The organism is Actinophytocola sp. (assembly GCF_045807065.1).
GTDB lineage: Bacteria > Actinomycetota > Actinomycetes > Mycobacteriales > Pseudonocardiaceae > Actinophytocola.
Genome location: NZ_JBJMIE010000373.1, coordinates 1 through 11,554, shown reverse-complemented (window position 1 = coordinate 11,554; position 11,554 = coordinate 1). Strand labels below are relative to the sequence as shown.

At 71.2% G+C, this 11,554-nt stretch carries 10 protein-coding genes; 9 read left to right on the top strand and 1 reads right to left on the bottom strand.

Annotation, left to right across the window (positions count from 1 at the left end):
• The first annotated feature begins 33 nt into the window (after nucleotides 1-33).
• The 9 genes from ACJ73U_RS21665 (at nucleotide 34) to ACJ73U_RS21625 (ending at nucleotide 10,808) form a co-directional block, all read left to right on the top strand.
• Nucleotides 34-636 (top strand): histidine phosphatase family protein, encoded by a 603-nt coding sequence (locus ACJ73U_RS21665; RefSeq protein ID WP_407779497.1) that lies wholly within the window; start codon nucleotides 34-36, stop codon nucleotides 634-636.
• A gap of 50 nt (nucleotides 637-686) precedes the next feature.
• Entirely contained in the window at nucleotides 687-845 is a 159-nt protein-coding gene (locus ACJ73U_RS21660; RefSeq protein WP_407779496.1) for a hypothetical protein, read from the top strand.
• Nucleotides 845-4,540, top strand: coding sequence for a hypothetical protein (locus ACJ73U_RS21655; protein WP_407779495.1), 3,696 nt, complete (start codon nucleotides 845-847; stop codon nucleotides 4,538-4,540). Before ACJ73U_RS21660 ends, ACJ73U_RS21655 begins: the two co-directional genes overlap by 1 nt.
• Before the next feature lie 60 nt (nucleotides 4,541-4,600).
• On the top strand, nucleotides 4,601-5,392 hold the full coding sequence (locus ACJ73U_RS21650) for a DeoR/GlpR family DNA-binding transcription regulator (protein ID WP_407779494.1): 792 nt from the start codon (nucleotides 4,601-4,603) through the stop codon (nucleotides 5,390-5,392).
• Nucleotides 5,393-5,477: 85 nt separating this feature from the next.
• Complete coding sequence (locus tag ACJ73U_RS21645; protein ID WP_407779493.1) at nucleotides 5,478-6,215, top strand: alpha-L-rhamnosidase C-terminal domain-containing protein; 738 nt, start codon at nucleotides 5,478-5,480, stop codon at nucleotides 6,213-6,215.
• A gap of 2 nt (nucleotides 6,216-6,217) precedes the next feature.
• A complete protein-coding gene (locus tag ACJ73U_RS21640) occupies nucleotides 6,218-7,471 on the top strand; it encodes an ABC transporter substrate-binding protein (RefSeq protein ID WP_407779492.1) in 1,254 nt (417 codons plus the stop codon).
• A 3-nt stretch (nucleotides 7,472-7,474) separates the two neighbouring features.
• A complete protein-coding gene (locus ACJ73U_RS21635; protein ID WP_407779491.1) occupies nucleotides 7,475-8,356 on the top strand; it encodes a carbohydrate ABC transporter permease in 882 nt (293 codons plus the stop codon).
• A 2-nt stretch (nucleotides 8,357-8,358) separates the two neighbouring features.
• On the top strand, nucleotides 8,359-9,180 hold the full coding sequence (locus ACJ73U_RS21630; protein ID WP_407779522.1) for a carbohydrate ABC transporter permease: 822 nt from the start codon (nucleotides 8,359-8,361) through the stop codon (nucleotides 9,178-9,180).
• Between the two features lie 44 nt (nucleotides 9,181-9,224).
• A complete protein-coding gene (locus ACJ73U_RS21625) occupies nucleotides 9,225-10,808 on the top strand; it encodes an alkaline phosphatase D family protein (RefSeq protein WP_407779490.1) in 1,584 nt (527 codons plus the stop codon).
• A 125-nt stretch (nucleotides 10,809-10,933) separates the two neighbouring features.
• Here ACJ73U_RS21625 and ACJ73U_RS21620 read toward each other — a convergent pair.
• The coding region (locus ACJ73U_RS21620) for a transcriptional regulator (RefSeq protein WP_407779489.1) at nucleotides 10,934-11,554 on the bottom strand (621 nt) is incomplete at its 5' end.

Sequence of the window (11,554 nt, the reverse complement as noted above, 5' to 3'; positions counted from 1 at the left end):
CAGTCCCGTCGACAGAGCCCGTGAGGAGCGGTCGTGACCCGTCTGCTGTTGGCGCGTCACGCGGAGACCGTGTGGCACGCGGAGAACCGGTACGCCGGCGGCCGCAGCGATCCCGAGCTGACCGACCGCGGGTCGCGGCAGGCCGAACAGCTCGCCAGGACCGCGGTCGCGCTGGGCGTCGACGTGGTCGTCAGCTCGCCGCAGCGGCGTGCGGTCACCACCGCCACGCCCGCCGCCGAGGCGCTCGGGGTTCCGCTGAACCTGCACCCCGACCTGCGGGAGGTCGACTTCGGCGGCCTCGAGGGCCACACACTGGCCGAGATGGATCCCGAGGCCGTGCGCCGGTTCCGGGAGAACCCCGAGACGAACGCGTTCCTCGGCGCGGAACGGCTGGGCGCCGCGGGACAGCGGTGCGCCAGCGCGTTGCGTGAGCTCGACGCGGCACACGACGGCATCGTCCTCGTCGTCGCGCACAGCAGCCTGTTCCGCATCGGCCTGTGTGTCCTCATCGGACTTCCTGTGGCGCGCTACCGCCATGTCTTCCCCGTGCTGGAGAACGTCGCGCTCACCGAGATCCGGTTCCCCGCCGACCCGGTCCAACCAGCCGCGCTCTACTCCCTGAACCGCGTGCACTGAAACAAGCTCCGCTCGACACGACTGTCGCTCCGAAGCGAAAGGACTCACCCATGCGTCGACTCCCGGTCCTCGCCACGACGCTGACGCTCGTCGTCTCCGCCTGCTCGGCCGAGGGCGCCGGCGGTGGCGGCGACGCGTCCGGCGCCAAGATCGCCATCGTGATCGCCCCGGTCGCCCGCCGGTCGAGGGCCGCCCACGGGCGGGCCTGATGGACATGGACGGGTACCGGTCGCGGCACGCGGACCTGCACACCGGGTTCGCCACACCGGACCCGGCGTTCTCCCCGGCGCCGATCTGGTGGTGGAGTGGCGCGAAGGTCCGGCTGCCGGTGCTCCGCGCGCAGCTCGACACCCTCCTCGAGCAGGGCGTGCACAACGTCGTGGTGATCAACCTCGCGCCGTCCGGACCCAGCTATGGAGCGCTCGCCGACGAGCCGGCGCTGCTGAGCGAGGACTGGTGGGACCTGTGGGCCGGGCTGTGCCGGCACGCCCGCGAGCGGGGGGCCCGGCTCTGGTTCTACGACCAGATCGGGTTCTCCGGCGCCAACCTCCAGGGACGGATCGTCGCGGCGCGACCGGAGTTCGCCGGCGCCTCGCTGGAGTACCTGACCGGGCACGGCGAGCTGCGGGTGCCGGACGGCGGCGAGGCGATCGCCGCGTGGGCCGTGGACGACCGGCGACCGCTGGCCGTCCACGGTGGACGCGCCGAGTACGACGGGGAGATCCTCCTCGCCTACCAGCTGCGCCGCGGGTTCGACTACACCTCGCCGGAGGCGTGCGCCGTCCTGTTCGACCAGGTCCACGGCGAGTTCGAACGGCGGCTGGGTGACTACCTCGGCGACGTCGTCGTCGGCTCCTTCCAGGACGAGCTGCCGTCGCTGCCGACCTGGTCGCCGCGGTTCTCCGCCGAGTTCGCGCGGCGCCGCGGTTACCGGATCGAGCCGCTCATCGGCGCGCTCTGGCACGACTGGGGGCCGGAGTCGGCTCGCGTCCGGATCGACTACCAGCGGGTGCGGGCGGCACTCGCCGAGGAGGCGTTCTTCGCGCCACTGCACGAATGGCACGAACGTCACGGCATGACGGTCGGCGTCGACCAGCAGAGCCCGTCGCGCGCGGGAGAGCCACTGGGCACCGTCCGCCAGTACGCCGACTACCCGCGCACGCACCGCTGGTACAGCGCACCCGGCAGCGACCACTGGGGTGACGCCAAGCTCCACAGCTCGCTGGCCCACCACTACGGCCGACCACGCACCTGGATCGAGGCGTTCCACTCCACCGGCTGGGGCGGCACCCTCGAGGAGACCTTCGACTGGCTGCTGCCCTGGTTGCTCTCCGGCGCCACCCTCTACAACCCGCACGCCGTCTACTACTCGACGCGGGAGAACTGGTGGGAGTGGGCACCGCCGAGCACCTGCTGGCGCCAGCCCTACTGGCCGCACTACCGCCACTTCGCCGACACCGTCGCCCGGCTGTGCGCGTTGCTCACCCGCGGCGAACACGTCTGCGACGTCGGCGTGCTGTTCCCGGCCACCACCGTCGCCGCCGGCGCGCTGGTCGACGGCGTCCGCGCCGACGCGGCGGCCGCCCACCGCACCTACCTCGACACCGTCGGGCGCATGCTCTGGTTCGACTCCGCTCCCGGCGCCCTGCGCGCGGCGGGCCTCGACTTCGACGTCCTCGACGACCACACCGTCGCGACCGGACGGGTCGCCGACGGCGCCCTGCACACCCGGGGTGAGCGGTACCGGGTCGTGGTCGTGCCCGCCTGCACGGTGCTGGAGGCGGCCACCGCCCGCGCGCTGGTCGACCTCGCGGAAGCCGGTGGACAGGTGGTGCTGCTGGGCGCGCTGCCGCAGCACGCGGACACCCCCGACGGTGACGCGGCCGTGGCCCGGCTGCGCGAACTGGGACTGACCGAGATGCCCGTGGTGGAGCAGGCGGTGCGCGCCGACACCCCGGTCCTGCGGCGGCGTGTCGGCGACCGGCACGTGCTGCTCGTGACCGCCGGCGAGGCGACGGTCAACCCGATCCTGCCCGGCACCGCGTGGTCCGACGACGTCGAGGACCTGGACATGGCGCGGTACAACCAGTCCCTGCGCGACCGGGGTTACCGGTTCGACCCGTCCCGGCTGTCCGCCGCGACCACGGTGTGGCTGGCCGGCATGGTGACCGACGTCGAGCAGTGGGACCCGCTGACCGGGACCGCGGCCCTCGCGCCGTGCCGCCCTGCCGCGGGTGGCACGGAGGTCACGGTCACCTTCGGCTCCGCGCCCGCGGCCGTGCTCGTGTGGTCGGACCGGGTGTCCCCGCCGGTGGTGGCCCCCGCGTCAGCCGAGCTGACAGCCACGCCGCTGACCGGGCCGTGGCGCGCGGAGGTGGACGCTCGGACCGTGACGCAGTGGCGGCCCGAGCACCGCATCGGCGACGGCGAATGGCGGCGGGTGCTGGTGACCCACGGCGAGTTCGCGCGGGCCAGTGTGGACGGTGGCGAATGGCGACCGGTCGAGTACTCGCTCTCGCGCGGCATCGAGAAGGATCCGGGCCACGTCACCGCGCTCGGACCGAAGGGGCGGGTGCCGGAGGAGTTCTGGCACGTGGCGGCGGCGTCGACGGTCCAGTTGCGGACGACACTGCCCGCACCGCCCGGCCCGCGGACGCTCGCGGTCGCCGCGAACGGACCGGTCGAAGTGTGGTGGAACGGTACGCCGCTCCTCGACCCGGGCGGCTACCTACGGCTCTACGACGTCGAATGCGGTGCGGCGAACAGGCTGGACGTCCTGGTCCGGGCCGAGGAGGACGGTCCCCTGCGCGGGTACTGGGCGCTCACCGACGATCCCGCGGCGTTCGCCCGGCCGGAATGGCTGACGCCCGCCGACGGCAGCGTGCCGGGAACGACCGTGCGGGCGTCGGCGACCATCGAGGCCTCCGCCGGCCCCGTCGTGGTGCAGCTGGGCACGGAGGGCGCGGCCACGTTCCTGGTCAACGGGACGGAGGTCGCCGTGCAGGGTGCGTTCGACCCGTACGCGACGCGGCCCAACCCGAGAGTTCTGCCGCACGAGATCGAGCTGCGGACGGGGGAGAACCTGCTGGAAGTGGTGTTCCACGACAGGGGCGCCCCGGTCTCGCTGATCTTCGACGGACCGGCCACGACGTGGGCGTTCTCCCGGGACGGGGCGCCGGTGGCGACGGCACTGCGGCGACGCCGGTCATACGACCCGAGGTGGCCGCTGCTGCGCGCCCGCCCACACCCGCTGCCGAGGGCGACGTGGCTGGACGGCGCGCCGACGACCGGGGTGCTGGACGTGGTGCCGGACTCGGGGCACGAGCGGCGGGACGAGTGGTTCCGGCTCGTGGTGCCGCCAGGCGCGCACCGGGTGCGGCTGCCGATCGCGGCGACGACCGCGGCGTGGGTCGACGGAAAGCCGCTGACGGGTGAGGACCTGCCGCCCGGCGGCGAACTGCTGATCAGGGTGACCCCGACGGACGGCCGCACGGGCGGCGCACTGTGGGACGGCCCGGCGGAGTTCGCCATCGCCCCCGAGCCCGTCGCTGGTCGCGCCATCGACCTCGGGCCGTGGGAGGACGCCGGGCTCGGGTCCTTCTCCGGCGCGGTCAGCTACCACCGCGAGGTCGGGTTGAGTGCCGCCACCGGGCCCGTCGTGCTCGATCTCGGCGCGGTCCGCGGGACGGCCGAGGTGCGGGTCAACGGCCATGCCGCCGGTGTCCGGATCTGGTCGCCCTACCGGTTCGACCTGGCCGGGCTCGTCCGGGAAGGGGTCAACTCCATCACCGTCACCGTGCGGAACACGCTCGGCCCCCTGCTGGACGACACCTCGCCGACACTCGGGGTCTATGCCGGGCAGCGGGTCTCCGGCATCCTGGGCCCGATCCAGCTGTGGACTTGACCTGACCGCGTCGCCTGTTACAGGCTGTGTGATGTCGACGCGGAAAATGTTAAGAGGGTCATGAGCAAGGACACGAACAGCCGCATGGGGCCGGACGTGCGGCGGAAGGCACTCGCCGACCACGTGCTGTCCGCCGGCTCGGTGAGCGCGGCGGACCTGGCCGAGCTGTTCGCGGTCAGCCTCATGACCATCCACCGCGACCTCGACGAGCTGGAACGGCAGGGCCTCGTCCGCAAGTACCGGGGCGGGGTCACCGCGCAGCCGTCCGGCGTGTTCGAGAGCAACGTCGCCTACCGCAAGAAGTCGATGCAGCACGCCAAGGAGGCGATCGCCGAGCACGTGGCCGCGATGGTCGAGCCGGGGATGGCGGTCATGCTCGACGACTCCACCACGGCACTCGCGCTCGCGCGGCGGCTGACGGGGATCACGCCGTTGACCGTGGTCACGAACTTCCTCGAGATCATCAACCTGCTCTCCCGCGAACGCGACATCCGGCTGATGGCGCTCGGCGGGGACTACGACCCGCTCCACGACTCCTTCCTCGGCATGTCCTGCGTGGACGCGATCGAGTCGCTGCGCGTCGACCTCTGCTTCGTCTCCACGTCCTCGGTCTCCGGCGGCTTCGCCTACCACCAGGAGCAGCACATCGTCTCGGTCAAGCGGGCCATGCTCGACGCCGCCGCGCGCAGCGTCCTGCTCGTCGACCACACCAAGCTGGGCCGCGTCGCACTCCACCGGGTGGCGCCGCTCTCGGTGTTCGAGCGCGTCGTCGTGGACGACGGCGCGAGTGCCGAGGCGCTGCGTGAGCTGGACGAGCACAAGGTCGTCCACGAGGTCGCCACCGCTTCTTGACACGTTTCAAACCGCTATCTACGCTCCAGATCACATTGAAAGATGTGAACATCACATCTCAACGGTGACATGTGAACGGAGCGGGATGACCGACCAGCCCAACGCGACGGTGGCCCCCTACGGCCTTCGCCGCGAGCACCTGGTCGAGCCCGTCGGCATCGGGACGCGGGCACCGCTGCTGTCCCGGCGCCTGGCCTCCGGCCGGCGCGGCGACACCCCGGTGTCCTACCGCGTGGTCGTGTCGGCGGACGGCGGGATCGTCTCCGACTCCGGCGAGGTCGCCGGCTCGACGGCCGTATCGGCACGGACCACGGGAGGCCGACGCGGCAACGTCGTGTCCGTGCCGACCGCCCGCCCGCAGCGCGACGAACGCCTCGGCCGGCTCGCCGACGCCGCCATGAACTCGTTCAACCACGACGCGCTCGGCTCGGTCGGCGAGTGGCTCCACCGCGGGATCGCCGGGCTCGACCAGGCACCCGGCTCGGTGGGGTACCGCGACCTGTTGATCCGCCCACGTCCCCGCTCGCTGCACGACGCGAGCGCGCGGTACGAGTCGGTCCGCCGCACGCTTCGCACCGCGCGGTCCACCGTGGACGGTGTGCCGCGGCTCGCGGTCACCGTGCCGCCCGGCGCGACCGCCACCCCGCACGTGCCGACCGCCGACCCGGCCGGCGTGCGGGAACGGGGCCTGCGGGAACGGGGTCTGCGGGCGCGGGAAGTCGCCGGCGTCCGGGTGCGCCACGCCGAGCCAGGCGCCCTCGTCTGTCCGCTCACCTCGGGGGACTTCGATTTCACCTCGGCAGCGCCGCCACCACAGGAGTGAACATGACCATCCACAAACTGTCCCGGCGCGGGTTCCTCGCGCTCACCGGCGGGGTCGCCGCGACCGCGACGCTGGCCGCCTGCGGTGGCTCGGGCGACAGCGACACGCTGCGCCTCATCGGCGTCGCCGACCAGAAGAAGCCGCTCGACGAGCTCACCAAGGCGTACAAGAAGATCGGGTTCACCACCTCGTACGCGCCGACCGACCAGGTGCAGACGTCGGTGCGCACCCAGCTCGGCGCGGGCAACGCGCCGGACGTGCACGTCGTGTACCCCGGCAACGGCAGCGCGATGAGCATGGTGCAGATCGCCGACGCCCACCTGCTCGCCGACCTGTCCGACCAGGCGTGGACGAAGAAGATCCCGGCCAACTTCAGGTCCGCTTTCCAGCAGGACGGCAAGACCTACATCTACTCGGCGGGCGCCAGCGTCATCGGCGCCCTCTACAACACGAAGGTGTTCGACGAGGTCGGCGTTCGGCTGCCGACCACGTGGCCGGAGTTCCTCGCGGTGTGCGAGCAGCTCAAGCAGGCGGGCAAGGTCCCGATCGCGCTCGGCGCGCAGACTCCCTGGGTGACGCAGCTGATCACCTACGCGCTCGTGTCGTCCACCGTGTACGCGAAGGACCCGGGCTTCGACGAGAAGATGGCCGACGGCTCCGCCAGCTTCGCCGACTCGGGCTGGGTCGACGCGTTGGAGATGTACCTGGACCTGCAGAAGCGCGGGTACTTCAACGACAACCCCAACGGCACCACCTTCGAGCAACAGACCTCGATGGTGGCCACCGGCAAGGCCGCCATGGCGATCCAGGTCAGCGCGGTGCTCTCGGAGTTCCGCTCGGCCGCGTCGAACCCGGACGACCTGTCGATGTTCCCGGTGCCCGGCGCCGAGACCGCCGACGGCGTGTGGATCCCCGCCGGTGTCACCGTCGGCCTCGGGGTCAGCGCCCGCAGCAAGAAGCTCGCCGACGCCAAGGCGTTCATCGAGTTCCTCGGCGAGCAGAAGAACACCAACACCTGGGCCGAGGCGGTCGCGTGCGTGCCGCTCGTGCGGGACAGCAGCACGAAGATCGACCCGGTGCTCGACCCCTTCCTGCCCTATCTCGACAACGACAAGGCGGTGCCGTTCATGGACCAGGCGTGGCCCAACGCCGAGGTGCAGCCCGCGCACTTCGCGGTCGTGCAGGAGCTGCTCGGCGGGAAGACCACCATCCCGCAGGCGCTCGCGAAGCTCGACCAGACGTACCGGAAGAACTAGCCGGTGCGCAGTAGGTTCCTGCTGCCGCCGTGGTGGTTCGCGGTGCCCGCGCTGCTCGTGTACGCGCTCGTCGTGCTGTACCCGAGCGGCGCGGGGATCGTGTACGCCTTCACCGACTGGAGCGGCATCGGCGACTTCTCGTTCGTCGGGCTCCACAACTTCACGCAGTTGTGGAGCGACGATGCCGCGCGGGGGTCGCTGCTCAACACGATGTTGCTGACCATCGCGATCGTGCTGGTGCAGAACGGGATCGGGCTGCTGCTCGCACTCGGCGTACACGCGCGGATCAGGTCGCGAGCGCTGCTGCGGGTGATCTTCTTCGCCCCCGCCGTCGTGAGCCCGGTGATGGTCGCGTTCCTGTGGAAGTACGTGTACAACCCCGAACCCGACGCCGGGCTGAACGGGATCCTCGGCGCGGTCGGGCTCGGCGGCTGGCGGCACGACTGGCTCGGTGACCCCGACCTGGCCCTGTGGTCGGTGGCGTTCATGGTGGTGTGGCAGTTCGCCGGCTACTCGATGGTGATCTTCCTCGCCGGCCTCGAGTCGGTGCCGGACAACCTGCACGAGGCCGCGGCGATCGACGGCGCCGGGCGGTGGCAGCGGTTTCGGCACGTGACCTGGCCACTGCTCGCACCGGCGGTGACGGTCAACGTGATGCTGTCGACCATCGGCGGGCTGAAGCTGTTCGACCAGGTGTACGCGGCGACGGGCGGCGGCCCGGGGTACGCGAGCGAGACACTGTCCACAGTGCTCTACAAGCAGGCGTTCGTGTTCGGCAACTACGGCTACTCCACCGCGATCGCCCTCGTGCTCGCCCTGTTCGTCGCGGCTGTCTCGCTGGTCCAGATCCACTTCCTGCGGGGGAGGGAGGTGACGATCACGTGAGTATGCGCTATGGCCTCCGGACCTTCGGCCTGGAGATGTTGATGGTCGCCGTCGCGGTGGTTTTCCTGTTCCCCGTGTACGCGCTCGTCACGCTGTCCCTCAAGGACTCGCGACAGATCGCCGCGTCACCGCTGTCGCCGCCGACCGCGCCGACGTTGGACAACTTCGCGGACGCGTGGCAGCAGGCGTCGTTCGGGACGGCCCTGATCAACAGCACGGTGATCACGGCGGTCAGCGTGGTGCTGTTGATCGGGGTCGGGTCGTTCGCCGCGTACTTCGTCGCGCGCTGCCAGACCCGCCTGGGCTACGGCCTGTACGTACTGTTCCTGCTCGGCATCGTGCTGCCGTTCCAACTCGGCATGATCCCGCTGTTCTCGATGGTGGACGACGCCGGGCTGCTCGGCACCTACCAGGGGATGATCCTGTTCTACACGGGGATCCAGCTGCCGTTCACCATCTTCCTCTACACGGGGTTCATCCGCGCGCTGCCGGCCGACTACGCCGATGCCGCGCTGATCGACGGCGCGAGCCACTTCCGAGCGTTCCGGCAGGTGGTGTTCCCGTTGCTGAGACCGGTCACCGGCACGGTGCTGATCCTGAACGCGGTGTTCGTGTGGAACGACTTCCTCACCCCGCTGCTGTACCTCGGCGGATCGGAGCGGGAGACCATCCCGGTGCGCGTCTTCTCCTTCGTCGGCCAGTACGTGTCCGACTACGGCCTCGTGTTCGCCGGGCTCGTGCTGGCGGCGCTGCCGATCCTGGCGATCTTCCTGGTGCTGCAGAAGTACGTGATCAAGGGCTTCTCCAGCGGCTTGAAGGGTTGACAAGACCCACCTGAACACCCTGCTCCCCACCACAGGAGGTTGTCTTGACCACACCCATCTCCCGGCGCACGGCGCTGGGGCTCGGCGGTGCCGGTGCGGCCGCGGTGCTGCTGGGGACCGGCGACTGGAACGCCGCGAGTGCCTTCGCCGCGCCGAGGACCGGTGACGTCTTCACCCTCGGCGTCGCGTCCGGCGACCCCACACCGGACGGCGTCGTGCTGTGGACCCGGCTCGCCAGTGACCCGTTCGCGGTGGACGGCAAGGGCGGCATGCCGGCCACGCCGGTGCGCGTCGAGTACGAGGTCGCCGCCGACGAGCGGTTCCGACGCGTCGTGCGGCGCGGCAGCGTCGTCGCCACGCCGGAGCTGGGCCACTCGGCGCACCCGGAGATCCGCGGGCTCGCCCCGGACCACGAGTACTTCTACCGGTTCAGCGTCGGCGGTGAGCTCTCCCCGGTCGGACGCACCAGGACCATGCCCGCGCCGCACTCGAGCCCCCGCGAGCTGAACTTCGCCTTCGCGTCCTGCCAGGCCTGGCAGGACGGCTACTTCACCGCGTTCGACCACATCGCCGAGGAGGACCTGGACTTCGTGGTGCACCTCGGCGACTACATCTACGAGTCCGGGGTGAAGACCAACCGGCGCGGAGTGGTCACCGATCCGCGGTTCCACACCGAGGCGTTCGACCTGGCGCGCTACCGGTTGCAGTACTCGCTCTACAAGGCCGAGGCGCCGCTGCGGAACGCGCACGCGCGCCACCCGTTCATCGTCACCTTCGACGACCACGAGGTCGAGGACAACTGGGCGGGCGACATCTCCAAGGTCGACACCGAACCCGACCAGGACCCGGTCGTGTTCCGCCGGCGGCGGGCCGACGCGTTCCAGGCCATGTACGAGAACCTGCCGCTGCGCCGTGCCCAGCTGCCGGCCGGACCGGACATCCACATCTACCGGCGGCTCCACTACGGCAACCTCGCCGACCTGACGATGGTCGACACCCGTTCCTACCGCGACGACCAACCGTGCGGAGACGGCGACGGGGTCGACTGCGCGGAGCGCCTCGACCCGGACCGCACGATCCTCGGCGCCGCACAACGGGAATGGCTGCTGACAGGGTTCTCGCGGTCCCGCGCGCGGTGGCAGATCCTCGGCAACCAGGCACCGATCGGCCAGACGGACCGCGATCCGGGCCCGGCACTGGACGTCTGGTACGACCCGTGGGACGGCTACGTCGCCGAGCGAAACCGCGTACTGGCGGCGGCGCAGGACCGCCACGTCCGCAACCTGGTGGTGATCACCGGCGACCGCCACCAGAACTACGCGTGGGACCTCAAGCGCGACTACGCCGACCCGACATCCCCGACGGTCGCGTCGGAGTTCGTGGGCACGTCGGTCACCAGCGGCGGCGACGGCGCCGACATGAACGACGACGGCGTGAACTTCCTGGCGGCGAACCCGCACATGAAGTTCTTCAACGCACAACGCGGCTACGTCCGCGTGAACGTGAACCGGCAGCGGTGGCGCAGCGACTACCGGGTGCTGCCCTACGTCCAGCAGCCGGGCGCGCCGGTGTCCACGCGCGCGAGTTACGTGGTCGAGGACCGCGTGCCGGGCGTGCGGGAGGCCTGAGCTGCCTCGGGAAGGTCGCCTCCGCGCACTGCCCAAGCGAGCCTGCTTGCGGCTTGTCGTCGCGGGGCGCCCGAGCAGCGCAGACGCCGGAGCGGCACCGATCCGGCCACGGAACGTCCTGGCGGCTATTCGGCGGCGAGGGCGAGCCGGCGGGCCTCGGTGCCGCCGAGTTCCTCGGTGATCGCGGTGACGGCGCGGAGGAGGGCCGACTCCATGTCGGTCGCGTCCTCCCGCAGTGAGGACGTGGTGCCTACCAGCGCCACTGTGGCCGCGACATCGTGCTCGTCGAAGATCGCGCCGGCCAGGACCACGCCGTCGATCGCCGGCACGAGGATTCGGCACAGGCCTTGGGGGCGGCACCGCTCCGGTTGGCTCGTCAGCTTGGCCCGCGCCTCGGTGGGGAGTCGGGACAGGTATCGCTTGAACCGCTCCTCGTCGCGGGACAGTGCCACGAACAGGCGGGTCTGAGCCGAGTCGGGGCCCAGCGTCGAGCCGATCCGGACGGTGATCAGGATGGGGTGGGTGCCCGCCTCCGACACGAGTGACACGACTGGGCCGGACGCGCCCCACAGGGACAGCACCACGGACAGGCCGGTCTCGACCGACAGCGCGTCCATGTGCCGCGGGGCCACGTCCAGTACGCGCCGCTGCCCCTGCGCCACCGCACCGAGCTGCAGCAGCAGCCGGCCGGGCATGTACGCCGTCGCGTCGTCGGGGGCGCGATCCAGGATCTCGTCCAGGACCAT